This window comes from Arthrobacter sp. FB24 (genome assembly GCF_000196235.1).
GTDB lineage: Bacteria > Actinomycetota > Actinomycetes > Actinomycetales > Micrococcaceae > Arthrobacter.
Genome location: NC_008541.1, coordinates 403,435 through 426,551 on the forward strand (window position 1 = coordinate 403,435; position 23,117 = coordinate 426,551).

A 23,117-nucleotide genomic window follows, 5' to 3' on the forward strand; every position below is an offset into this window, starting at 1 on the left:
TCGCGGCAATGATTTCGAGGCGAAGTGCCATCTCGGCGGGAAGGGGGATGAAGTGGCTTAGTGGATGCCGAGTGCCTGCTCGATCGGCCCGATGCCGAAGAACAGAAGGAACGCGGCCGCAACGGCCCACATCAGGGGGTGGATATCGCGCACGCGGCCCTGGAATGTGCGGATCAGCACGTACGCGATGAAGCCGGCGCCCAGGCCGTTGGCGATTGAGTAGGTGAACGGCATCAGGGTGAAGGTCAGGAACGCGGGAATCGCGATGCCCCAGTCCTGCCAGTCGATCTTGCCCACCTGCGAAACCATCATGAAGCCCACCACCACGAGGGCGGGAGCCACGGCCTCGAACGGGACCAGGTTGATCAGCGGCGTGAAGAACATGGCCACCAGGAACAGCAGGCCGGTGACGATCGAAGCCAGGCCCGTGCGTGCGCCCTCGCCGATGCCTGCGCCTGATTCCACGTAGATCTGGTTGGAGGAAACGGACGCGCCGCCGCCCACGATCGCGCCGAGGGCATCCACCTGCAGCACGCGGTCCACGTCCGGGATGTTGCCGTCCTTGTCCACGGTGCCGGCTTCGTTGGCCAGGCCCACCATGGTGCCCATGGCGTCGAAGAAGATGCTGAGCAGGATCACGAAGGCCAGCAGCGTCGCGGCTACGAAGCCGAGGTGCTCGAACGCACCGATCGGGTTGGCCTTGCCGATCAGTGACAGGTCGGGTGCAGCCCATTCGGTGAATTTCGGTGCCACCAGGGACCAGCCCTGCGGGTTGAAGTTTTTGCCGTCGAAGCTCGGGCCGATGTGCAGGGTGAATTCAAGGATGACGGACAGGATGGTGGAGGCGATGATGCCGATGAGGATGGCGCCTTTGACCTTGCGGACCAGCAGGCCGATGGTCAGGATGAGTCCGAAGACGAACACCAGGGTGGGCCAGCCCAGCAGCTTGCCGTCGAAGCCGAGGCCCACCGGGACCGTGGTGCCGGCGGCATCCGGGATGCGGCGCACGAAGCCGGCGTTGACCAGCCCGATCAGGGCGATGAACAGGCCGATGCCCACCACGATGGCCGTCTTGAGGCCGTCCGGAACAGCCTTGAACACGGCGGTCCGGAAACCGGTGAGGACCAGGATCAGCATGGTGACGCCGGAGAGGACAACCAGGCCCATCATGTCCGGCCAGGTCAGGCCCGGGTTCGTTGCCACCGTGACGGCCACGAAGGCGTTGACGCCCAGCCCTGTGGCCATGGCGAACGGGTGCCGGGCCCAGGCGCCCATGAGGATGGTCAGGATGCCGGCGGCAAAAGCAGTGACGGCGGCGACTGCCGGGAAGCCCAGGGTTGCGCCGCTGGAGTCGGGGCCGGAAAGGATCAGGGGATTCAGCACCACGATGTAGCTCATGGCGAAGAAGGTGGCAAAGCCTCCCCGGATCTCGCGGGAGTAGTTTGACCCCCGTTCGGAAATCTTGAAGTACCGGTCCAGTGCAGAGCCCTGCTTAAGCATTAGTCCTCCGGGGGAGAGTGTTGGGGATTACTTGAATCCTAGTAGGTTGCCGGGTTGCGACCCTGCGATTTCGCCTAGTCTGTAAGGAAGCCAACACACAGGAGTAGCCCCGCATGCGTTCCATCCGCCACCTGCTGAGCGCCCTCATAGGGGCACTGTTTTTCACGGCCGCCGTGCTGGCCGCAGCTGCCCCCGCCTCCGCCCACGACGCCGCCGAGTCCAGCAGCCCGGCCCAGGGTTCCACCGTGGCCACTCCGCCGGAGAAGGTTTCCGTGACTTTCAACAGGGACCCGCTGGCCCTCGGTTCACAGTTCCAGGTGAAGGATGCGGCGGGCACCAACTGGGCGGAGGGTCCGGTGGAGATTGTGGACAACGTGGCGTCGCAGAAGCTCCGGCCCGGCGCCCCGGCCGGAGAGTTCACTGTGGTGTGGCGTGTGGTCAGCTCCGATTCGCACCCGATCGAAGGCACCTTCACCTTCACCGCCACTGCCGCTGCGCCGGGTTCCGGCGCCACCGCCTCGACGCCGGGCAGTTCGACGACGGCGGGGGAGGTCCCCACGGCCGGCACCGCGCAGCCTGGCACCACCACCGCGCCTGAGCCGGCGCCTGACGCGTCGGCGCCGTTCCCCTGGAGCCTGGTGCTTTTCGCCGGAACGGCTTTGGGCATCCTCGTGGCGCTGGGCGTTCTGGCGAAGCGAAACCTCAAGTCCACTGACAACGGGGCGGACGACGCCGCCGGGGAGCAGTAGATCAGGACGCGCAGTCGGGGGCCGGGCAGCCGGGGCCGTGAGCGGGCGGGAAACCCGGTCAGTTCAGCAACGCCGGGGCCGGCAGCGCGGCAAAGCTTCCCGTGAGCACTGACGGGACACTTTCCGGATAGACCTTGGCGGAAATCGCCTGCCCCACAACCTTTGCCTGGCGGAGCACTTCCTTGGGCGTGGGAGTGATGAGTTCCCCGACGCCCACGAGGTACATTCCGATGGCCCGCATGGCGGCCACCAGGTTCTGCCCCAGCGCCAGCCCCAGGTCCGCGAGCATACGGCGCAGCTGGCTGTGTGCGCCCCGGGTCAGGACAATGTGGTGGGCCAGCAGGATGCCGTCCGGCGTGTGGACGGCCCACTGGTGCACGGGAGGCTCGGAGAGGCCGGTGCCCAGCAGGTTCAATTGGACGGCGCGGGTGTTGTTGCGGATGTCCAGCTTGTGGCTGCTGGCGTAGTTCCTGAGGTGCCGCAGGATTTCGTTCCGCTCCTGCAAGGTGGCTGAGTTCGGCGCGTCACAGCGCGGCAGGGACACGGTATTGGCGGACTGGATTCCGCCCAGGGTTTCGAGCGCATCCACGGTGATGGAGTCCACGCCGCGCCGCCGAAGCTCGCTGGCGATCGCCAGGCCCGGAAGCCCTGAGCCGATGATCACCGTAGTGGTCTGCTCGGTCCCACCATAAATTGGCATGCTCGACACTGCTCGTTCCTCCTCGAATGGTTCACTGTGCAGGCCTCGTTCCCCTGCACGTTCCGTAACCCCCAAAGTCCGGCCGTCGCGCATAAAGCTGTAAATGTGTTCTGAAACACATATCTCAGTTTCGCAACGCCTCGACAATACAGAACTTTTGGAGCGCTGGATAGCCTTTGCCGGACATTGGCTACCCCAACAATCTCACACTTGTTATTTGGCTCATCGGAGGTGGGATCTCTATGTTTCCGGGGAGTAAAAAGTGGGAGTTGGCTTAGGCGTATGCAGCCTCTCCGGAAGCCGCTTGAGCACCCTTTTGGGGTGCTTGCTTACTGTCCGGCAACCGAGAATAGTGGGCTAAAAGAGCGGATTTTCAGCCAAAAGCAGGTTGCGGTTCCCGGTTCACGCGGCGGACGGCCACTTCTGGCAGAATAGCGGCAACATCAGGCAGTATCGCGAGGAGGCGGACCCCATGGACCGAGATCAGGTGCACCCGTCAAGGGATGACGACGGCGGTTCTGCCGCCCCCGAGGGGATTGTGGTGGGTGTGGACGGTTCCGACCACAGCCAGTGCGCCCTCGTCTGGGCCGCCCGGGAAGCTGAGCGCCGGCATCGCCCCCTGCATATCGTGACCGCATACTCCGTGCCGATCTTTGCAGCGTCCGGCCTGGACGGCGGCTATGCCACCGTAGACGACTCGGTGATCCGCGAAGGTGCGGAGGCCATCCTCAAGCAGGCCCTGGACAAGGTGGCCCCTTACGACATCGACGTTGACGCCTCCGTGGAGAACGGCGACGCCTCGGGTGTGTTGCTGGAGATGTCCGAAACCGCAGAGCTGCTGGTGTTCGGCACCCGCGGCCGGGGCGGCTTCGTAGGCAGGCTCCTTGGCTCGGTCAGCAGCGCCCTGCCGGCACATGCGAAGTGCCCCACGGTCACCGTGCCGTTGATCTGCGCGGACCGCCTGGGCGAGACCACGGACGACAAGCACGTCAAGGCCGAACAGGCCAAGTCCGGCCACCAGCCGGTGGAACACGTTGTTGTGGTGGGCGTTGACGGTTCCGAGCAGGCCCGGATTGCCGTCCTGGAGGCCGCGGACCAGGCCCTCCGGCTCGGAGCGCCGCTTCGCGTTGTGTGCGCCGTGCCGCAGTACAGCGGCTCACTGGCGTGGGTCCCCGCACCCATGGACCGGGAGGCCCTGTTTGCCGACATCCGTGTTCAGCTCGACGCCGGTGTGGCCTGGCTGAAGAGCCACTATCCCAAGCTGACCGTGGAGACCCGCATCGTGGACGGTTCCCCCATCGACGTGCTGGTTGAAGCCAGCCGGCACGTGGAACTGGTGGTGGTGGGAACGCGCGGCCGCGGCGGCTTCACCGGAATGCTGCTGGGCTCGACGTCGGACGGAATCCTTCACCATGCCAAGGGTCCGGTGCTGGTGGTTCCGGACCGGGACGACCCGCGGCTCGCTGACCGTCCCAGCTTCGGCCCCATGCTCGGCGCAGCGTAACCCTATCCCGACTTTCCAGTCACTCCGTCCGGCGCATTCCCCAGGAGGCCAGCGGTGAACCAGGCCAACACTCCGGACGCGTCGGCGGACGGGCTGGTGCTGAACCTGGCGAACATCGACGCCGGAATGTTGCTACGGGTGGGCGGCAAAGCCGCCAACCTGGGCGAAACCACTCGCGCCGGGTTGCCCGTGCCGCCGGGCTTCTGCCTGACCACTGACGCCTACCGGCGGGCGGTGGGTCCGGCAGGGCTCGAAGACGTGCACGGCGCGCTGGCCGCCACCGGACCCCATGAGCTGGCGGCCCTGGCCGGGCTGGCCGCCCGGGCACGGGAGCTCATCCTGCGCGCGGACATTCCGCCGGAGATTGCCAGTGCGGTCCGGAAGTCCTATGCCGCGATGGGGACGGACGTTCCGGTGGCCGTGAGGTCTTCGGCGACGGCCGAGGACCTGCCCTTCGCGAGCTTCGCCGGGCAACAGGACACGTACCTGAATGTGGTGGGCGCCGACGCTGTCCTTTCGGCGGTCCGGCAGTGCTGGGCGTCGCTCTGGACGGACAGGGCGGTGGCCTACCGGGCCACACACGGGATTAACCCGTCAACAGTGGCGCTCGCGGTGGTGGTCCAGCGCATGGTGGCTGCCACCGTGGCGGGCGTCCTGTTCACCGCGAACCCGGTGACGGGACGGCGCCATGAGGCAGTTATCGATGCCAGTCCCGGGCTGGGCGAGGCGGTGGTTTCCGGAGCGGTGAATCCGGACCACTTCGTGGTGGACTCGGCCACCAGCGAGATCCTGCTACGGCAGCCCGGGGATAAGGGAATCGCCATCAGGCCGCTTCACGGAGGCGGCACCGAGCGGATCATTCTGGCACCGGATTCCGCTCCTTCCCTCAGTGATGCCCAGCTTCGGGAACTGTCCGCGCTGGGCGCCCGGGCGGAACGGCACTACGAGGCGCCGCAGGACATCGAATGGGCCGTCGACGCCGCGGACAAGCTCTGGCTGGTGCAGTCCCGGCCCATCACCACGCTGTATCCGCTGCCGGACGCCCGTCCCGACCTGCCGGAGCCGGAGGGAACACGCGTCTTTCTGTGCTTCAGCCTCGCCCAGGGGCTGACACGCCCCCTCACCCCGATGGGGTTGGCCGGTTTCCGGCTGATCGCGTCCTCCGTCGCCCGTGCGGCCGGCTTCGACGTGCCCGAGCCGCGCAACGGTCCTGCACCCTACCGGCAGGCAGGGCAGCGGCTTTTCGTTGACCTCACGCCGGTGGTCCGCAGCAGCGCGGGACGCGTCATCGTGCCCCGCGTCTTCGACATCATGGAGGCCAGGTCCGCCACGGTGCTCCGCAGGCTGTTCGCCGACCCGCAGTTTTCGGTGACCATCAGGTCCCCGTGGCGGCTCCTCCGGCACGTGTTGCCGGTGGCGGCCAGGGCGAAGGTCCCGGAGTCGCTGCTCCGGGCGCTGCTTCGGCCGGAAGCGGCCCTCCGCCGCGTGGACGCCTTCGGCGCACGGCACCGGGCTGCCCTCGTGGTTCCGGCCACCGCCACGCCGGCGGAACGGCTGAACCATGCCGAACGTATCCTCAGCGAGGGGCTCTTCCCCATCGTCCCGGCAGTGCTGCCACTGCCGGCCCTGGGCTTCGCGCTCCTGGCGGTAGCCGGGAAGCTGGCCGGACAGAGCGGGGAGTCCGGTGCGTTGCAGGCCGTTCTCCGCGGGCTCCCCAACAACGTGACCACGGAAATGGACCTGGCCCTGTGGCAGCTTGCCACGGACATCCGCGCCCACCCCGGGGCGGCCGCGATCTTCGAGGAGGCCTCCCCGCCTGAGCTGGCGCGGCGGTACAGCGACGGCGGGCTTCCCGCCGTCGTGCAGTCCGGGCTGGCGGGCTTCCTGGGACGGTACGGCCACCGGGCCGTCGCGGAGATCGACCTCGGTATGCCGCGCTGGTCCGACGACCCCGCGCACATCCTCGGAGTCCTGGCGAACTACCTCAAACTCGACGATCCTGCACTGGCGCCGGACCGTCAGTTTGCCAAGGCCGCCCGCGAGGCGGATGCCCAGATGGAGCGGCTGGTGGCAGTTGCGGGGAGCAAGGGGGGCCCGGCGGGAAGGCTGCGCGCCCGGATGGTGCAGGGCGCGCTGAAGCGGACCCGGCTGTTTGCCGGGCTGCGCGAACTGCCGAAGTACCACATTGTCGAAGGCCTGGCTTCGGTCCGGAAGCAGCTCATGGCCGTGGGGGCGGAGCTCGCCGCGTCCGGCAGCATCGCCGACGCCGACGACATCTTCTTCCTCAACTTTGCCGAAGCGCACCGGGGCCTGGCCGGGGCGTCGCTACGGGAGGCCGTGGCGGAACGCCGCGAGGCCTACGACGCCGAACTCTCCCGCCGCCGCATTCCCCGGGTGCTGCTTTCGGACGGAACGGAACCCGAGGCGCTGCAGGTTGCGGCGACGGGTGCCCAGGACGGTTTCCTGTCCGGCACGCCGGCATCGGCGGGAACCGTCACTGCCAAGGCTCGCGTCATCCTGGATCCGCAGGGCGCCGCACTGGAGCCCGGAGAAATCCTGGTGGCACCGTCAACCGATCCCGGGTGGACGCCGTTGTTCCTCACGGCCGGCGGACTCGTCATGGAAATGGGCGGCCCCAACTCCCACGGCGCGGTGGTGGCCCGGGAGTACGGAATTCCCGCCGTCGTTGGCGTCCCGGACGCCACCTCCACTATCAGCACCGGCCAGGTGATAACGCTCGACGGCGGGGCCGGCACCGTCGCGCCGGCTGCGGGCTGAGCGTCCCCGCGTCACGGCAGGACGGGCGATGTCCCGAGGGGGTGTACCGGGCGGGTCCGGAGCGTACTCTGGAATCAATAAGCTGCGATGTTGGAGCGGAGTTGTCATGACCAGAAAGTGGCTGCGGTGGATGCCTGCCGCCGCCGTGCCCGCCGTTATTGCCGCCGCTGCGCTGGCCGGGTCCCTTCCCGCAAGCGCAGGCGACCCCCTGCCCGCCAAAACGACGGAAGAAGTCCTGGCGATGGTGGCGCACCACGCTGCTCCGTCCCTCTCCGGGACCCTGGAGCAGACCTCCCAGATCGGCCTACCGGAACTGCCCAAGACCGGGCCGTCCGCCGGCAGTGGCGCCGCCTCGGCCCTGGAACTCCTGAGCGGCCCGCACACCGCGCGGGTCTTCATGGACGGACCTAGCAACGTCCGGGTCCAGGTGCTGGACCGCCTCGCTGAACGCAATGCCGTGCGCAGCGGAGACCAGGTGTGGCTGTACAGCTCCAAGGACAACACCGCCACCCACCTGACCCTCCCCACCGATGCCGGCAAGCACAACGATTTCAGCCAGTTCAAGCACCCGGGTTCCGGCACCGACGGTGTGATGCCGACGCCGGAGGACCTGGCGGCACGGCTGCTTGCCGCCGCTGATCCCACGACTGAAATTGCTGTGCTTCCGGAGGTCACCGTTGCGGGCCGGGCGGCATACAACCTGATGATCACGCCTCGGACCGAAGGTACCCTGATCGGTTCGATTGCCATCGCCGTTGACGGCCAGAGCGGCCTGCCGCTCAGCGTCGAACTGAAGGCCCGCGGCCAGGAAGAACCCGCGTTCAAGCTGGCGTTCACCACCTTGTCGCTCCAGGCGCCGGACGCCTCGCTGTTCGCCTTCAGCCCGCCGCCGGGCGCCACCGTCAAGGAAATCGAAGTGCCGGCCCATGGCACGGAGAGCTGGCCCGGACACGCCAAGGAAGGCGGCGCGGTTCCCGATGCGGCAGTTCCCGGCTCCAGGGATCCGGGCACCGGACACCCGCGGCCCACAGTGACCGGTACCGGCTGGGAGAGCGTGGTTGAATTCCCCGCCAGCCCGGGGTCGGCGGAAGCCGGGGCGATGGTGTCCAGCGATCCGCTGCTTCAGCAGGCGGCTGTTGCGGTGCCGGGCGGGCGGCTGTTCAGCACCGCCGTCGTGAATGTGCTGCTGACCGATGACGGGCGCGTCTTTGTCGGGTCTGTTCCCGCGGAACGCCTGCTGACCGCTGCCGCCGCGAGGTGACAGCCGCAGGCCGGGGCGTGGAACTGGCCATAGAGACGCGCGGCCTCAGCAAAAGATTCGGCCATCAGTTGGCCGTGGACGGTGTGAACCTGGCCGTCCCGAAGGGGTCCGTGTTTGGTTTCCTGGGACCGAACGGCTCCGGCAAGACCACCACCATCCGCATGATGCTGGGCCTAGCGGCAGCCACGGAAGGCTCAGTCAGTGTGCTGGGGCTCGCCATGCCGGACCGCTTCCACGAGGTCCTGCCGCGCGTGGGCGCCCTGGTGGAAGGGCCTGCGTTCTACCCGTTTCTTTCCGGGGCGGCCAATCTTCGGCGCCTCGATGCTGCAGACCCCTATGCCGCAACCTCAACGCGGCGTGCCCGGGTGGAGGCCGCGCTGGAACGCGTGGGCCTGACGCACGCGGCCGGGAAGAAGGTCCGCGCGTATTCGCTCGGCATGAAACAGCGCCTGGGCATCGCCAACGCGCTCCTCTCGCCCCGGGAACTGCTGGTGCTCGACGAGCCCACCAACGGGCTGGATCCGCAGGGAACCCGGGAAGTGCGCTCCCTGGTTCGTTCCCTCGCGGCGGACGGTGCCACGGTTTTCGTCTCCAGCCACCTGCTGGCCGAAGTGGAGCAGATCTGCACCCACGCGGCGGTCATGAGTGCGGGGCGGCTGGTGGCGCAGGGAACGCTCGCTGAACTGCGCGACGCGGGCAAGACGCGGATCCGCCTGCTCACGCCCGACGCCGGCCTGGCCGAGGGTGTGTTCGCGACGCTGGGAATGTCCCCGGCAGGCGGTCGGAGCAATGGAGCGCTGGTTTACGGCGACGGCGGGAAGTCAGGGGAGGTCGTGGAGCCTGAGGCCGTGGTAGCCGCCCTTGTGGCTGCGGGGGTGCGGGTGCGCGGCTTCGCTGTGGAACAGGGCAGCTTGGAAGACCGCTTTGTGGCGCTGACGGGGGAGGGGTTCGACATTGCCCAATAGAGATGCGGCCGCAGGCGCCGTGACCGCCAGCGATACGGCCCTTGGGCCGGCACCGGCCAAGGCGTCCTCCGGATGGCCGTTGCTTGCCTCTGAACTGAGTGTACTTTTCCGCCGGCGCCGGACCTGGGCCATGCTGTTGGCGCTTGCGGCCGTGCCTGTGCTGATGGCCGTCGCCGTCCGGGTCTCCTCGGCTGTCCCGCCAGGCCGCGGGCCTGCCTTCCTGGACAGGATCAGCCAGAACGGGCTGTTCGTGGGGGTGACGGCGCTGCTGGTGTGTGTGCCGCTTTTCCTGCCGCTGACGGTGGGCGTGGTGGCCGGGGACACGATCGCGGGCGAGGCGGGCCTGGGGACATTGCGTTATCTCCTCGTGGCGCCGGCCGGACGCGTGCGTTTGCTGCTGGTCAAGTATGCGGGCACTGCTGCGTTCTGCATCGTGGCCCCGTTGGTGGTGGCGCTGACCGGCGCGGGCATTGGAGCTGCGCTGTTTCCGGTGGGACCGGTGACGCTGCTGTCGGGCGACGTGATCACCGCCCAGGAGGCTGTCCTGCGCCTGGCCCTCGTAGCCGCCTACCTGACGGTGTCCCTGCTGGGGTTGTCCGCCGTCGGGCTCTTCCTGTCCACCCTGACGGATGTCCCGGTGGGCGCCATGGCGGCCACCATCGTGGCGTCCGTGGTGTCCCAGGTAATGGGCGAGCTGCCCCAGCTGGAGTGGCTGCACCCCTGGTTGTTCAGCCACTACTGGTTCGGTTTTGCAGACCTGTTGCGACAGCCCATTGCGTGGGATTCCTTTGCAGGGAACGCGTTGCTGCAGGCCGGCTACATCGCAGTCTTCGGGGCACTCGCCTACGGCCGGTTCATCACGAAGGACGTTCTGTCCTAGCCCCGGAGCGTCCGATCCTCACGGAGGCGGCTCCGGTGCCGGCAGTCCTAGTACCTGGCCACGGTGGGATGGAGCTGCATGCCAGCCATCCAGGCCAGGTCCGTCACCGTGATGCCATCCTCCGGGTTGAGGGCCTGGACCACGCGGCCACCGCCAAGGTAGATCCCCACATGATAGAAATCGGGGGCCGATCCCCAGACCAGGAGGTCACCGGGCAGCGCCTGGGAGAGGGGCACGTGCACGGGTGCCTGGGCGTACTGCTGGGCCGCCGTGCGCGGAAGGTATTTGCCGGCAGCGGCGAACGCGTTCTGCACCAGCCCGGAACAGTCGAACCCGAGCGGGCCGGAGCCGCCGTACTTGTAGAAATACGGTGATCCCACCTTGCTGAGTGCCACCGAGATGGCGGTCTGGTTGGAGCCGCCGGGGGACGGGGCAGGGACGGGGGCTGGTGCCGGCGCGGGGACCACCGGCGCGGGGGTGACTGGCTCGGGTGCTGCGGGTGCGGGCGCAGGAGCCGGCGGTGCAGGAGGAGCTGGTGCTGGCGGTGCCGGATTCGCAGGCGCAGGGGCAGCAGGTGCCGGCGGCGCCGGGGCGGGTGCTGCGGGTGCGGCCGGGGCCGGTGCGGCGGGCCTGGTCTGTGCAGCGGAGTCCTGCGTCGCAGCCTGGGCGGCCGCGGCGGCGGTGACGGCAGCCAGCCGTTCCTGGGCGCGCTGGCGGTCCAGGGCATCGACCCGGGCGGATTCGAGTGCCACCGTAGTGTTCTTGAGGTTTGCCAGCTGGTCAACCAGCACGGTCCGCTGGGCCTTCGCCTCGGACACGGCCTTCGCCTGGGCGGCGTTGGCGCGTTCGGCTTCAACCTTGCGGTCCTCCGCCGTTCTGGCCGCGTCATCTGCGGCGCGGTTGGCGTCGTCCGCCGCGGCGGTCAGGGACTTGGCCGCCGAAGCGGCGTTTTCGGCCGCCTCAAATGCCCGGCTGCGGCTTGCGGAGATGGCTTCCAGTGTGGCGGCCTGCTTCAACACTTCGCCGTTACCGCTGACAAATGTGCTCAGCGCCGGATTGAGTCCGCCGTTGCGGTACAGGTCCCCGGCCAGCTGTCCTACCTGCTTGCGGGTTTTTGCCTGTTCAGCCTCGGCGGAGGCTGCCCTCGCTGAGGCGAGCGTGGCTGAATCCCGGCGGATCGCCAAGGTGACCAGGGCATCGCCGTAGGCATTGTTGGCCTGCATGGCGGCGGCAAAGCTTGCTTCCTGGGCGGCGGCCGCGTCCGCCAGGATGCGGTCGATTCTGGTGACCTGGTCCGCCGTCGCGCTTTCGCTGGCTTTGGCTGCCGCGATCTCTTCGGGAGAGGGGATTTCCGGTGAGGCCGGAACGCTCAGGGCGGCCACTGCGGTCCGCGGAAGTGGCGCAGCCCCGGCCGGCAGGGCGAGGGATCCGAGGAGTACGACGGCGGTGCACAGCACAGCCGCTTTGCGGCCGGATCCGGTCAAACCCATCAAGTAACCTCGCAACAGTCAGGCTGGAGTGAGCGAGGAGATTGAATTTTTCACCGGTGATTGTCACAAGTAAATGCCCCGCTGCGGAGACCCAGCACACCCGAGGCTACGTGGCTAGCTGCAACTTTGGCAACACTAGTCACATCAATAACATAAACAACAACAATGTCATTTCGTCACATTATGCGGCGGCGTGTCGGGGAAACGGACTTAGTAAAGGGGATTTAACAGGTAGCCGACACGCTAGCGGCAGGGTGAAGGCCGGCGGGGCGCCCGCGTATGCCGCCCCGTTCACCGACGTCCGCCCCGGAGACGCCTTCCATCGCGAAGTGAGCTCCTCCGTGGGCGCTACCGCTCAGGCGTGCTGGTGGGACTCGTGCTCGGAGTGGCTCTCGGGCTCCAGCTGGAAGGTGCAGTGTTCGGTGTCGAAGTGTGAGCCCAGGCAGGTGGCGAGCTTGTCCAGCACCTGGTCCGCCCCGCGTGCGCTGAGAACGGCGTCCTCCACCACCACGTGCGCCGAGAAGACGGGCACGCCGGAGGTGATGGTCCAGATGTGGATATCGTGCACGGACACCACGCCGTGCACGGACAGGATGTGCTCGCGGATCATTTGGACCTCGACGCCCTTGGGGGTGGCCTCGAGCAGCACGTCCACCACATCGCGGAGCAAGTGCCACGCCCGGGGAAGGATCATCACGGCGATGACCATGGAGGCAATGGTGTCCGCCGCCTGGAAGCCGGTCACCATGATCACCACGGCAGCGGCAATGACGGCGAACGATCCCAGCAGGTCCCCGAGCACCTCAAGGTAGGCACCCCGCACATTGAGGCTCTCTTTCTGGGCGCTACGCAGGATCAGCAAGGACACCAGGTTGGCCACGGCGCCCAGGACAGCGGCGTAGAGCATCACGTCGGTCTGGACTTCGGGAGCCGAGCCGATCCGCCGGACGGCTTCGGTGAAGATCAGCACGGAAATGACAATCAGCACCAGCGCGTTGGCCAGGGCGGCGAGGACCTCGGCGCGCTGGTAGCCATAGGTCCGCTGGTCGCTCGCGGGCCGGGTGGCAATCCATGCGGCCAGCAGGGCGATGAACACGCCGGCGGCGTCGGACAGCATGTGGCCGGCGTCGGCGAGCAGGGCCAGGGAACCGGAAATGACGGCGCCAATGATCTGGATCAGGACCACTGCCAGGGTGATGCCGAGGACTGCGATCAGGCGCTTGCGGTGCTTGCCCGTGCCAGTGGCAGAGATGCCGTGAGCGTGGCTGTGGTCGTGTCCCATGCCTACAAGGCTAGCTAGTCCCAGCCGAGTTCGTGCAGCCGTTCGTCGCTGATGCCGAAGTGGTGGGCAATCTCATGCGTCACGGTGACCGCCACTTCCTGGATCACTTCTTCCCGGGAGGAGCAGATTTCCAGGATGGGCTGGCGGTAGATGGTGATCCGGTCCGGCAGCGACCCCGCTCCCCACCAGGCGTCACGCTCGGTGAGCGGAACGCCTTCGTATAGCCCCAGCAGTACCGTCTCCGGGTCCTCGCCGGGCTGCGGGACGTAGTCGTCCTCGATGAACACGGCTACGTTGTCCATGGCCTTGGCCACCTCCGGCGGGATGCGCTCCAGGGCGTCGCTGACGGCCGACTCGAAATCCGCCCCGGTCATGGGGAACGGTGCGTCGTTGTCCGTCCCGTCCGGGACGATCGGCAGGCCGGGCGGCAGGTTGGCGGGCATACCAAGACTCTAGCGGGATTTGCGCCGCGTCAGCCCCACTCCCACCAGGCAGATCACGCCGCCCACAAGGCCCCACACAGTGGGCACTTCGCCGAGCACCAGCCAGGAAATGAGGATGGTGGTGCCGGGCACCAGATACGTGGTGGCGGCCAGCTTCCCGGCGTCGATGAGGGACAGCGCGTACGCCCACGTGGTGAAGGCAATCGCCGTCGGGAAGATTCCCAGATAGACCAGCCCCAGGGTGGCCGGGGGCGGAGCCTGCTGCAGCTCGGCCACCAGCTGGCCGCTGAACGGCAGGCAACAGACTGCACCCACCATGATGCCGAACCAGGTGGCCTGGGCCGCGGGGAACTTCCTCAGCACCGGCTTCTGGATGATCACGCTGACGGCGGCGAGCACAGCGGCCAGGAGGCAGAGCAGCACGCCGGCCACATCCGCCGTCGAACGCTGTCCGGAACTGAGCGCTATTACCGCGACGCCGGCGAACGCTATCAGGCTCCCGATGATCAGCCAGCGCGGGAAACCCTCCTTGAGCAGCAGGCCGGCCATCACCGCCACCAGGATGGGGTTGACGTTGATCAGCAGCGCGGCAGTGCCGGCGTCCAGCAGGTGCTCGGCGGCGTTGAGGGCTACGTTGTAGCCGCCGAACCACATCACGCCGTAGGCGAGGATGGGCCACCACTCCCGGCCCTTGGGCAGTATCCGCAGCTTGGGCAGCACCACCAGGCCGAGGACGACGGCGGCAATCGCCAGCCGTCCCAGGGTGAGGGAACCGGGTGAAAAGCTTGGGCCCACGGCGCGGATGCCCACGAACGCGGAGGCCCAGAGGACCACGGTGACGAGGACGGCGGCGACGCCCAGCCTGTTGACCGGCGTCTTGCCTGGGGAGGGAAGCGGCACGGAGGTGTTGCCGTGTGACGGGGGCTGCGGTGCTGGTGCGGCGTGCGGAGACCCTTCGTGGGGGCCGGCGGACGGCGTGGGGCCGGATTCGGCGGTGGTTGCCATGCTGCCAATCTAGTCCTTGCAGCAGCGGTGGGGCTGGCGGAAATCAGCCACGTCTAGTCGAGATCCTGCCAATGTTTCCCCGTTGCGAAAGACCCCGTGTCCGGACCCGCACGATCTAGACTCGAGCCACCTGGTCGAAACCGTCTATCCCTGGCTGTCGGGTCATGGGATGGGAAGGAGCTCCATGAATCCGATTACGCCCAGAATTGGCACCGTCTTCGTCCCGGTCAGCGACGTGGAAGCGGCCAGGGACTGGTACTGCCGGCTGCTGGGCGTACCGGCCGACGGCGAGATCCTCTTCGGCCACCTCTATGTGCTGCCGGTTGAGGGCACCGGACTCGTCCTGGACAGCAGGATTTATTCGCAGGACGTCGTTTTCAAGGTGCCCGCCTTTCATCTCGACACCCCAGACGTCCAGGCAGCGCACACTTTTGCGGTTGAACTGGGCGCCGATCCGGCGGACATCCAGCACGGGCAATGGTTCAACTTCCGGGATCCTGACGGCAACGCCCTGATGGTCTGCCAGTGCTAGCGTCCCTCTCCGCGGTGGAGTGCCTTCGGGTCTGTAGCGTTCACCTCAGCACGCGCGCAGCACCCTGGATCGCCGCGGCCACGCCGTCCAGCACGGCCGAACCATAGCGCCACTGCTGCCAGTGCAGGGGGACATCGACGAAGGACCTGGAAGCCATCAGCTGCAACGTGCCCTGGCCGAGGTCGTCGCCGATTTCCAGCTCGGGAAGCAGTCCCCACCCCATGCCCAGCCGGATTGCCTCGCCGAACTCGTGGGCCGCGGGCACGTAGTGGCGCGGCGGTTGCACGGGTTTTCGGCTGAACCGGCGCAGGTACCGGTCCTGCAGGTCGTCCTTGCGGTCGAAGATGATGACGGGAGCCGTGGCCAGCGACTCCGCCGTCGCACCGCCGTCGAACCACGTTCCGGCAAAGGCCGGGGTGCATACCGGGAGGTAGCGCATAATGCCGAGCCGGCGCGAGGTGCAGCCGGGGGCGGGTTTGGCGGTGGCAGTGATGGCCGCCGCCGCTGCCCCGCTGCGAAGGAGCTCCAGCGAATAGTCCTGGTCCTCGCGCAGGATCTCGAGCTGTACCGTGCCTGCCACCGCGGCCAGCCCGGCCAGCGCCCAGGTGTGCAGCGAGTCGCTGTTGATCACCAGCGTGAGGCGGGTGTCCGGGTGCGGATTCCCCGGTTGCAGTTCATCGGCGAGGTCTGCCGAGAGCATTTCGAGCTGCCGGGCGAACCGCACCACGGCCTGGCCGGAGTCGGTCAGTTCGATGGGCCTCGTCCTCCTCAGCACGGGCCGGCCGACGGCGACCTCGAGCGCGCGGATGCGCTGGCTCACGGCGGAGGCAGTGACGGAAAGGTGGCTGGCGGCAGCGTCGAAACTCCCCTGCGAGACGATGGCAGCGAGAGTCCGCGCCTGATCCGGATGGATGTCAATCATTAGCTGATCTTATCTAGTCAAAGAATCTTTAACTGGCTTCATGCGGAGAGTCCTCATACCGTTGAAAGCGTGATTCTTCCCGTGCTCTCAGGACTGGCCAGCGGGCTGTCCCTCATTGTCGCCATAGGCGCCCAGAATGCCTTCGTCCTCCGCCAAGGCATCCAGCGCACGCATGTGGCGCTGGTCATCGCGGTCTGCGCCGTCTCGGACCTGGTGCTGATCGTGCTGGGCGTGGCCGGCATCGGCGTCGTCATTGAACGGGCGCCGGCCGTGATCGAGGTGGTGCGCTGGGCGGGGGCCGCTTTCCTGGCGGGCTACGGAGCCCTTGCCGCCTGGCGGGCCATCCGCGGGCAAGTGCTTGGACAGCTTGAACCAGCTCGCGCTGTCAGCTGGGTGGCCGTCCTGGGAACCGGCTTGGCCTTCACCTGGCTGAACCCGCATGTGTACCTCGACACCGTGCTGCTGCTCGGCTCGCTGGCCAATACGCACGGCCCGGACGGCCGGTGGTGGTTCGCCGCCGGCGCAGGACTGGCCAGCATCGCCTGGTTCACGGCCCTGGGTGTCGGTGCACGGTTCCTGGCGCCGGTCTTCCGGCGACGGAAAGCATGGCGCATCCTCGATGCCGTCATCGCCGCCGTCATGCTGACGATGGCCGCCCTTCTGGTCAGCTGAGTTCCGTCTGAGCATCCGGCCGGCCGTCAGTTCCGGGCTGTTACGTGCCGCCGCCGGACCACTCCAACAGGCGGTCCAGCGGCCAGGTGTTGACGATCCGCTCGGCCGGCACGCCGTTCGAGGCCGCACGGGCGGCGCCGTACTGCAGGAAATCCAGCTGGCCCGGAGCGTGGGCATCGCTGTCAATGCTGAAAAGGCAGCCGGCATCGAGGGCCAGCCGGATCAGCTCGTCGGGCGGATCCTGCCGTTCAGGACGGGAATTGATTTCGACGGCGACACCCTGCTCGGCGCATGCCGCGAAAACCCGTTCGGCATCGAACTCCGACTGGGGCCGCGTTCCCCGGGACCCCTGCAGCAGCCGTCCGGTGCAGTGGCCGAGGACGTTCATGTGGGGATCGTTGATGGCGCCCATCATCCGTGCGGTCATGGTGCGCCGGTCGGAACGCAGCTTCGAGTGGACGCTCGCCACCACAACGTCCAGCCGGTCCAGCATGTCCGGGGACTGGTCCAGGGTCCCGTCCTCCAGGATGTCCACCTCGATGCCGGCGAGCAGGCGGAAACCGCCGCCGTCGGCGTTAACGTCCGCAACGACGTCGAGCTGTTCCCGAAGCCGGTCGGCACTCAGGCCGTTGGCGATCTTGAGGCTGGGGGAGTGGTCGGTCAGGGCAAGGTACTCCCGGCCCAAGGTGCGGGCGGCATCGGCCATGAGTTCGATCGGAGACCCGCCGTCGGACCAGTCGCTGTGGCTGTGCAGGTCTCCGCGCAAGGCGGCGTGCAGTTCCGTGCCGCCTTCCGCGAGCGGCTGCTGCCCGCGTTGGCGCAGGCCCTCGAGGTAGTCGGGGACACCGCCGTCCACCGCCTGCCTGATCACCTCGAAGGTCCGGTCCCCGATCCCCTTCATGCTCTTCAACCGGCCGTTGCGCGCCCGGGCCGCGACCTCGCCCGGATCGAGGGCGCCGATGATCCCGGCCGCTTTCCGGAAGGCCTGGACCTTGAACGTGGGGGCCAGCTCGCGTTCCAGCCAAAACGCGATCTCATTGAGGGCATCAACGGCATCCATTAGTCCATCTTGCACCGCACTGCACCGGATCCTGCGGCAGCGTGGTGCCGATTTTGGATATTCCCGGGGTCTGCCCTACACTTTTATAGTCCAGTTCGGAGCAACTCGAAAGGACAAAAACGAAAGGCTTCGGCCCTTTATTTTTGCCCTGATAGAGCCGGATTGAGTTCAGGCCCCCATCGTCTAGCGGCCTAGGACACCGCCCTTTCACGGCGGCGGCACGGGTTCGAATCCCGTTGGGGGTACTCAAGGAATGTGGTCAAACCGGAGAAAAAAGTCTGGTAGGCTAAAGGCCTTGAAAAATTGCAGTAGCGATACTGCAGACAGCAAGAAAATAGCAAGGCCCTGTAGCGCAGTTGGTTAGCGCGCCGCCCTGTCACGGCGGAGGTCGCGGGTTCAAGTCCCGTCAGGGTCGCTCTGATTGCCAGAAGAAATTCCGGCCGTCAAGGTGACATGTCACCTAGGCTCTGTAGCTCAGTTGGTAGAGCGTTCGACTGAAAATCGAAAGGTCACCGGATCGACGCCGGTCGGAGCCACCACTGGGAAGCATCAGTTCTTCGGAACTGGTGCTTTTCTTCTTTAATCGCGGCTTTCGCGAAGGTAGTGCCCTTCGGCCCGATGTTCGGCTCCGCGGACGGCGCTATCCTCAGGCATGGGCCCGTCACAAAGCCAAGAGAAACCTCGGATCGTCGTCGGCGTTGATGGTTCCGCCATGTCGGTCGCAGCACTGCGCTGGGCCGCCCGGATTGCTCCGGCCCTGGACGCCACCATTACGGCCGTTGCGGCCTGGCACTTCCCGGTTGATACGGGATTCGGCTGGTCCACCCCGTCGGACTGGGACCCCGAGGCAGGCGCCAGGGAGGTCCTCAAGGAAGCGCTCTCTGCTGCCTTCGGCGATAAGCCCCCTCAAGGACTCACCCAGCGGACGGTCATGGGGCATGCGGCCTACGTCCTGATCGAGGAAAGCCGCAGCGCCCGGATGCTTGTTGTGGGTTCCCGCGGCCACGGCGGCTTTGCCGGACTCTTGCTGGGGTCGGTCAGTTCGGCCTGCGCGGAACATGCCCAGTGTCCCGTGATGGTGGTTCACGGGGCCGACCCGCAAGATGGCGCGCCCTCCTGAGGCCAGCGCCCTCCTGAGGCAAGCGCCCTCCTGGGGCCGGCGCCGGCCCGTCATCCGCCGAGGCCGGGACCGCCGTCGAAAATTGGTCGTTGACAGCATCGGAGTAACGCGCGTAACCTAAATCACACGCTCGAAGTAACGCGCGTTAGTAAATAGGTTTCAGCTGACCATGGTGGCCAGCGCTGGCAAGACTTTCGGAGCATTCAATGGCGAAGAGCACACAGGCAGCGGCGTCGGGTCCGGCCGCACCGGCCCGGTCGGCCCCTGCCGTCCCCAAAGCCGCTCCCGCACACCGGGGCGTCACCATGGCGGACGTGGCCAAGGCCGCCGGCGTGTCCCGAACCGCGGTTTCCTTCGTCCTGAGCAACCGCGAGAACGCCAGCATTTCGGAAGAGACCAAGCACCGCATCCTCGAAGCGGTCCAGACCCTCGGCTACCGGCCTAACGCGGGTGCACGTGCCCTCGCGTCGCAGCGCAGCGACTGGTATGGCATCGTCACAGAGATCGTCACGGCACCGTTCGCCGTCGACATCATCAAGGGCGCGCAGGACCAGGCCTGGCTGTCCCGCCGGTTCTTGCTCATCGCGCCCTCCGACCAGGCCGATGCAACAGGACCAAACCAGGGCATGGAAGACGCGGCCGTTGAAAAGCTACTGGAACAAAGAGTGGAAGGACTTCTCTACGCAGCCACGTACCACCGGGCCGTGCACGTTCCCAAAAGCGCCAACGAGGTGCCCACTGTCCTGATCAACTGCTTCGACGCGGACGGGAAGCTGCCCTCGGTCGTCCCTGACGAGCGGGCCGGGGGCCGCGTCGCCGTCGAGCGTTTGCTGCAAGCGGGCCACACCAGAATCGGTGTCATCAACCTGGATCCGGACATTCCCGCCGCCGTCGGCCGTTTGGAGGGGTGCCGCGAAGCACTGGCCGAAGCAGGGCTGGAGCTGGATCCTGAACTCGTCGTCTCGGGACACGCAACGGCGGATGGCGGCTACGAGGCCGCCTGCGAAATTCTTGATAAATATCAGGCCGGGGCAGGCAGGCCAACTGCCCTGTTCTGCCTCAACGACCGGATGGCTATGGGCGCTTACGACGCCATCAAGGAGCGCGGGCTCGCCATCCCCCAAGACATCGCCGTGATCGGCTTCGACAACCAGGAACTCATTGCGGCCTACCTCAGGCCCAAGCTGACCACGGTTGCGTTGCCCTTCGAGGAGATGGGTGCGCTGGGTGTCCAGACACTCGCAAGCCTTACAGCCGGACAGCCGATCACTGCACATCAGCAAATGGTCGACTGTCCGCTGCTAGAACGCTATTCAGTCTGACGGCAAATCAACTACTGAACAGCAACCCCAACCACACCTTCACCTTCACCAGCGAAGACGAGGAAAGAGATACCCATCATGACACAAGCACGATTCCTGAGGTCTGCCCGCATCGCAGCGGCCGGACTGGCCATGGGCGCCATGGTGCTCACCGGGTGCTCCGCCAACGCGGGCAACACCGGTTCCGCGAAGGCTGATGCTTCGGCCCAGACCGCTCTGCTGACCATTCCCCGCGAGGACATGGGCACGTTTGTCCGGAACTTCAACCCGTTCGCCCCCACCGTGGCACCTATGACCCAGCAGGCCATCTACGAGTCCCTGCTCATCTACAACCCGGCCAACGGCGACACCACTCCGTGGCTGGCCAGCGAATGGAAAGCCGCAGAGGACGGCAAGTCCATCACCTTCACCCTCCGCGACGGCGTCAAGTGGTCCGACGGCCAGCCCCTGGTCCCTGCCGACGTGGTCACCACGTTCGCGCTGCAGAAGAAGATCAAGGGCGGCTACGACTACCTGGACACCGTTACGGCCGAGGGCACCAACCAGGTCAAGTTCAGCTTCAAAACCGCCTGGTCCCCGGCCTTGTTCGACCTCGGCCAGCTGAGCATCCTTCCGGACCACGTCTGGTCCAAGATTGCCGACCCCGAAAAGGACGCCAACGAAAAGCCCGTTGGCACGGGCCCCTACACCGAAGTGGACACCTTCCAGGCACAGTCCTTCGTGCTGAAGAAAAACCCCAACTACTGGCAGCCGGAGAAGCAGAAGATCGCAGGCATCAAGATGCTCGCCTTCGCCGGGAACGACGGCGCCAACCTCGCCGCCGCGAACGGCGACGTGGACTGGGCGCCGCAGTACATGCCCAACATCGAGAAGACCTTCATTTCCAAGGACCCGGACCACCGGAAGTACTGGTTCCCGCCCACGGGGTCCATGATCAACTGGCAGCTCAACACCACCAAGGCCCCGTTCAACGACACGGACGTCCGCAAGGCCCTCAGCATGGCAGTGGACCGGGACCAGGTGACCAAGATCGGCATGAGCGGCTACACCAAGCCGGCGGACTGCACCGGACTTTCCGGCAACTACGAAACGTGGAAGAACAAAGCCGTCCAGGACGACTGCGAGTGGACCAAGCTCAACGTCGACGAGGCCAACAAGCTCCTGGACAAGGCCGGTTACGCCAAGGGCGCGGACGGCAAGCGCACGCTGAAGGACGGCAAGCCCTTCGAGTTCAAGATCTCGGTGGGCGCGGCGTCCTCCGACTGGCTGTCCGTGGCCAACGTGATCGCACAGAACCTCGCCGAGGTGGGCGTCACGGCCAAGGTTGATTCCCCGGACTGGGCTGCCGTGGTGGCAGGCTACGAGACCGGTGACTTCGATTCCGGCATCGTGTGGAGCGCCAACGATCCCAGCCCGTACAAGTACTTCGCGGGCATCATGGGCACCAGCACGGTGAAGCCGGTAGGGGAGAAGGCCTTTGAGAACTACCACCGCTTCGGCGATCCCAAAGCCGACGCCCTGCTGACCGAGTTCGCCGCTGCCGCTGACGAGGACACGCAGCACGAGATCGCGGACAAGCTCCAGGAGGAGTACAGCGCGGTTGCCCCGACCGTCCCGCTGTTCGCCGGCCCGGAATGGGGCGCCTACAACAACACCCGGTTCACCGGCTGGCCCACGGAAGAGAACCCTTACGCCACCCTGTCGGTCCGCGCCCCCACCACGGTGCTGGTCCTGACGTCGCTGGAACCGGCCAAGTAAGGCCCCGGCCCCTCCGAGGCCGTCCCAGACCGCACGCCCGGCGCTGTTTCCGGCGCCGGGTGTGCGCCCTTCCCCGTTACCTCCCCAAGTTCGCAAGCTCGCTTGGGGCCCTAGGTAACGGGCCCCCATCTCTGCAATTCCTGAATGGAGGGAAACCGTGCGCTTTATCCTGCGCCGCCTGGGTTTCTACCTGATCGCCTTCTGGGTGTCCATCACATTGAACTTCCTGCTCCCGCGCTTTATGCCGGGGGACCCCGTATCCCGCATGTTCGCCCGCACCCAGGACCGCATGCAGCCCGAACAGATCGAGGCGCTGCGCAAGCTGCTCGGCGTCGACGACCGGCCCATCTGGGAGCAATACGTCGACTACCTGCACAACATGGTCACCGGCCAGATGGGCGTCTCCATCTCCCGTTTCCCCACCCCGGTCACGGAAGTGATTGCCTCGCAGGTGGGGTGGACCCTCCTGCTGGGCGGAACCGCGCTGGTGATCGCCGCCGTCGTGGGCAACCTGCTGGGCATCCTGGCCGCGTGGCGGCGTGGCGGCGCCATTGACTCGGCGCTCCCTCCCATCCTGATCTTCATCGGCTCCTTCCCGTACTTCTGGCTCGCCATGGGCGCGCTGTACCTCTTCGGCGTCACGCTGGGCTGGTTTCCCATCCGGCACGCGTTCAGCGACACCATTGAGCCCAGCTTCAGCTGGGAGTTCATGTCCGACGTCGGGATGCACCTGGTGCTGCCGGCCCTCACCATCGTGCTGGTTTCGGTGGGTGGCTGGATGCTGGGCATGCGCAACACCATGATCGCCACCAATGCCGAGGACTACATCACCATGGCCGAAGCCAAGGGCCTGCGCCCCGGCCGGATCATGTTCCGCTACGCCGCCCGCAACGCCATGCTCCCGTCCGTGACCAGCTTCGGCATGAGCCTGGGCTTCGTGGTGGGCGGGGCGCTGCTGACCGAGGTGGTGTTCGCGTACCCGGGGGTGGGCTACCAGCTCCTCAACGCCGTGCAGGGGCTCGACTACCCGCTCATGCAGGGCCTCTTCCTGACCATCACCGCCGCCGTGCTGCTGGCCAACTTCCTGGTGGACATCCTCTACGTCCGCCTCGACCCGCGTGTCCGCGCCAACTAGGAAGGACGGACCATGACCACTTCGATCGCAACCACCGCC

Annotated in this window: 20 protein-coding genes and 3 tRNA genes; 15 read left to right on the plus strand and 8 right to left on the minus strand. The window is 66.8% G+C overall.

Annotated elements, in window-relative coordinates; all coding sequences use genetic code 11:
• Positions 1-57 precede the first annotated feature (57 nt).
• A complete protein-coding gene (locus ARTH_RS01945; protein ID WP_011690251.1) occupies positions 58-1,500 on the minus strand; it encodes an NCS2 family permease in 1,443 nt (480 codons plus the stop codon).
• A 113-nt stretch (positions 1,501-1,613) separates the two neighbouring features.
• Here ARTH_RS01945 and ARTH_RS01950 point away from each other — a divergent pair, with 113 nt between their 5' ends.
• Positions 1,614-2,249: a copper resistance CopC family protein gene (locus ARTH_RS01950; RefSeq protein WP_011690252.1), complete on the plus strand. Its 636-nt coding sequence runs from the start codon at positions 1,614-1,616 to the stop codon at positions 2,247-2,249.
• A 58-nt stretch (positions 2,250-2,307) separates the two neighbouring features.
• On the opposite strand, the gene ARTH_RS01955 is transcribed toward ARTH_RS01950, so the two are convergent.
• Positions 2,308-2,949: an NAD(P)-binding protein gene (locus ARTH_RS01955; RefSeq protein WP_043429272.1), complete on the minus strand. Its 642-nt coding sequence runs from the start codon at positions 2,947-2,949 to the stop codon at positions 2,308-2,310.
• A gap of 472 nt (positions 2,950-3,421) precedes the next feature.
• On the opposite strand from ARTH_RS01955, the gene ARTH_RS01960 reads away from it, so the two are divergent.
• The 5 genes from ARTH_RS01960 (at position 3,422) to ARTH_RS01980 (ending at position 10,337) form a co-directional block, all read left to right on the plus strand.
• Positions 3,422-4,453, plus strand: coding sequence for a universal stress protein (locus tag ARTH_RS01960; RefSeq protein ID WP_011690254.1), 1,032 nt, complete (start codon positions 3,422-3,424; stop codon positions 4,451-4,453).
• A gap of 54 nt (positions 4,454-4,507) precedes the next feature.
• Positions 4,508-7,231: a PEP/pyruvate-binding domain-containing protein gene (locus ARTH_RS01965; RefSeq protein WP_011690255.1), complete on the plus strand. Its 2,724-nt coding sequence runs from the start codon at positions 4,508-4,510 to the stop codon at positions 7,229-7,231.
• Between the two features lie 106 nt (positions 7,232-7,337).
• The gene (locus tag ARTH_RS01970; RefSeq protein ID WP_011690256.1) at positions 7,338-8,492 is read left to right on the plus strand and encodes a LolA family protein; all 1,155 of its coding nucleotides are present in this window, start codon (positions 7,338-7,340) and stop codon (positions 8,490-8,492) included.
• Positions 8,489-9,457 carry an ABC transporter ATP-binding protein gene (locus tag ARTH_RS01975; protein WP_011690257.1) on the plus strand — a complete coding sequence of 323 codons (969 nt, stop codon included), beginning with the start codon at positions 8,489-8,491 and terminating at the stop codon, positions 9,455-9,457. The genes ARTH_RS01970 and ARTH_RS01975 overlap by 4 nt, the downstream gene beginning before the upstream one ends.
• A gap of 19 nt (positions 9,458-9,476) precedes the next feature.
• Complete coding sequence (locus tag ARTH_RS01980; RefSeq protein WP_043429274.1) at positions 9,477-10,337, plus strand: ABC transporter permease; 861 nt, start codon at positions 9,477-9,479, stop codon at positions 10,335-10,337.
• Positions 10,338-10,384: 47 nt separating this feature from the next.
• Here ARTH_RS01980 and ARTH_RS01985 read toward each other — a convergent pair whose 3' ends face one another.
• From ARTH_RS01985 to ARTH_RS02000, 4 genes are all read right to left on the minus strand, one after another.
• Positions 10,385-11,827, minus strand: a complete 1,443-nt coding sequence (locus ARTH_RS01985; protein ID WP_011690259.1) for a C40 family peptidase — start codon at positions 11,825-11,827, stop codon at positions 10,385-10,387.
• A 355-nt stretch (positions 11,828-12,182) separates the two neighbouring features.
• The gene (locus ARTH_RS01990) at positions 12,183-13,109 is read right to left on the minus strand and encodes a cation diffusion facilitator family transporter (protein ID WP_011690260.1); all 927 of its coding nucleotides are present in this window, start codon (positions 13,107-13,109) and stop codon (positions 12,183-12,185) included.
• Between the two features lie 14 nt (positions 13,110-13,123).
• Positions 13,124-13,552 carry a metallopeptidase family protein gene (locus ARTH_RS01995; protein ID WP_011690261.1) on the minus strand — a complete coding sequence of 143 codons (429 nt, stop codon included), beginning with the start codon at positions 13,550-13,552 and terminating at the stop codon, positions 13,124-13,126.
• A 9-nt stretch (positions 13,553-13,561) separates the two neighbouring features.
• A complete protein-coding gene (locus ARTH_RS02000) occupies positions 13,562-14,557 on the minus strand; it encodes a DMT family transporter (RefSeq protein ID WP_011690262.1) in 996 nt (331 codons plus the stop codon).
• Between the two features lie 184 nt (positions 14,558-14,741).
• Here ARTH_RS02000 and ARTH_RS02005 point away from each other — a divergent pair, with 184 nt between their 5' ends.
• Complete coding sequence (locus ARTH_RS02005; RefSeq protein WP_011690263.1) at positions 14,742-15,089, plus strand: VOC family protein; 348 nt, start codon at positions 14,742-14,744, stop codon at positions 15,087-15,089.
• A gap of 40 nt (positions 15,090-15,129) precedes the next feature.
• Here ARTH_RS02005 and ARTH_RS02010 read toward each other — a convergent pair whose 3' ends face one another.
• Positions 15,130-16,011, minus strand: coding sequence for an ArgP/LysG family DNA-binding transcriptional regulator (locus tag ARTH_RS02010; RefSeq protein ID WP_011690264.1), 882 nt, complete (start codon positions 16,009-16,011; stop codon positions 15,130-15,132).
• Between the two features lie 69 nt (positions 16,012-16,080).
• On the opposite strand from ARTH_RS02010, the gene ARTH_RS02015 reads away from it, so the two are divergent.
• Positions 16,081-16,683: a LysE/ArgO family amino acid transporter gene (locus ARTH_RS02015; protein ID WP_043429276.1), complete on the plus strand. Its 603-nt coding sequence runs from the start codon at positions 16,081-16,083 to the stop codon at positions 16,681-16,683.
• Positions 16,684-16,723: 40 nt separating this feature from the next.
• On the opposite strand, the gene ARTH_RS02020 is transcribed toward ARTH_RS02015, so the two are convergent.
• Complete coding sequence (locus ARTH_RS02020) at positions 16,724-17,743, minus strand: PHP domain-containing protein (protein ID WP_011690266.1); 1,020 nt, start codon at positions 17,741-17,743, stop codon at positions 16,724-16,726.
• Positions 17,744-17,915: 172 nt separating this feature from the next.
• Between ARTH_RS02020 and ARTH_RS02025 the strand changes: the two genes are divergently transcribed.
• From ARTH_RS02025 to ARTH_RS02055, 7 genes are all read left to right on the plus strand, one after another.
• Positions 17,916-17,988, plus strand: a tRNA-Glu gene (locus tag ARTH_RS02025).
• Between the two features lie 96 nt (positions 17,989-18,084).
• Positions 18,085-18,158, plus strand: a tRNA-Asp gene (locus ARTH_RS02030).
• Between the two features lie 48 nt (positions 18,159-18,206).
• A tRNA-Phe gene (locus ARTH_RS02035) sits at positions 18,207-18,282 on the plus strand.
• Between the two features lie 113 nt (positions 18,283-18,395).
• The gene (locus tag ARTH_RS02040; RefSeq protein ID WP_011690267.1) at positions 18,396-18,863 is read left to right on the plus strand and encodes a universal stress protein; all 468 of its coding nucleotides are present in this window, start codon (positions 18,396-18,398) and stop codon (positions 18,861-18,863) included.
• A gap of 305 nt (positions 18,864-19,168) precedes the next feature.
• Positions 19,169-20,185, plus strand: a complete 1,017-nt coding sequence (locus tag ARTH_RS02045) for a LacI family DNA-binding transcriptional regulator (RefSeq protein WP_043430236.1) — start codon at positions 19,169-19,171, stop codon at positions 20,183-20,185.
• A gap of 78 nt (positions 20,186-20,263) precedes the next feature.
• Positions 20,264-21,943, plus strand: a complete 1,680-nt coding sequence (locus ARTH_RS02050; protein WP_011690269.1) for an ABC transporter substrate-binding protein — start codon at positions 20,264-20,266, stop codon at positions 21,941-21,943.
• 157 nt (positions 21,944-22,100) lie between these two features.
• Complete coding sequence (locus ARTH_RS02055) at positions 22,101-23,078, plus strand: ABC transporter permease (RefSeq protein ID WP_011690270.1); 978 nt, start codon at positions 22,101-22,103, stop codon at positions 23,076-23,078.
• The last annotated feature ends 39 nt before the right edge of the window (positions 23,079-23,117 follow it).

Coding starts and splice junctions, on each gene's coding strand:
- ARTH_RS02020 (WP_011690266.1), bottom strand. CDS start 17,743: ATGGATGCCGTTGATGCCCTCAATGAGATCGCGTTTTGGCTGGAACGC.
- ARTH_RS01945 (WP_011690251.1), bottom strand. CDS start 1,500: ATGCTTAAGCAGGGCTCTGCACTGGACCGGTACTTCAAGATTTCCGAA.
- ARTH_RS01955 (WP_043429272.1), bottom strand. CDS start 2,949: ATGCCAATTTATGGTGGGACCGAGCAGACCACTACGGTGATCATCGGC.
- ARTH_RS02000 (WP_011690262.1), bottom strand. CDS start 14,557: ATGGCAACCACCGCCGAATCCGGCCCCACGCCGTCCGCCGGCCCCCAC.
- ARTH_RS02050 (WP_011690269.1), top strand. CDS start 20,264: ATGACACAAGCACGATTCCTGAGGTCTGCCCGCATCGCAGCGGCCGGA.
- ARTH_RS01995 (WP_011690261.1), bottom strand. CDS start 13,552: ATGCCCGCCAACCTGCCGCCCGGCCTGCCGATCGTCCCGGACGGGACG.
- ARTH_RS02045 (WP_043430236.1), top strand. CDS start 19,169: ATGGCGGACGTGGCCAAGGCCGCCGGCGTGTCCCGAACCGCGGTTTCC.
- ARTH_RS02010 (WP_011690264.1), bottom strand. CDS start 16,011: ATGATTGACATCCATCCGGATCAGGCGCGGACTCTCGCTGCCATCGTC.
- ARTH_RS02040 (WP_011690267.1), top strand. CDS start 18,396: ATGGGCCCGTCACAAAGCCAAGAGAAACCTCGGATCGTCGTCGGCGTT.
- ARTH_RS01990 (WP_011690260.1), bottom strand. CDS start 13,109: ATGGGACACGACCACAGCCACGCTCACGGCATCTCTGCCACTGGCACG.
- ARTH_RS01960 (WP_011690254.1), top strand. CDS start 3,422: ATGGACCGAGATCAGGTGCACCCGTCAAGGGATGACGACGGCGGTTCT.
- ARTH_RS01985 (WP_011690259.1), bottom strand. CDS start 11,827: ATGGGTTTGACCGGATCCGGCCGCAAAGCGGCTGTGCTGTGCACCGCC.
- ARTH_RS02005 (WP_011690263.1), top strand. CDS start 14,742: ATGAATCCGATTACGCCCAGAATTGGCACCGTCTTCGTCCCGGTCAGC.
- ARTH_RS01970 (WP_011690256.1), top strand. CDS start 7,338: ATGACCAGAAAGTGGCTGCGGTGGATGCCTGCCGCCGCCGTGCCCGCC.
- ARTH_RS01950 (WP_011690252.1), top strand. CDS start 1,614: ATGCGTTCCATCCGCCACCTGCTGAGCGCCCTCATAGGGGCACTGTTT.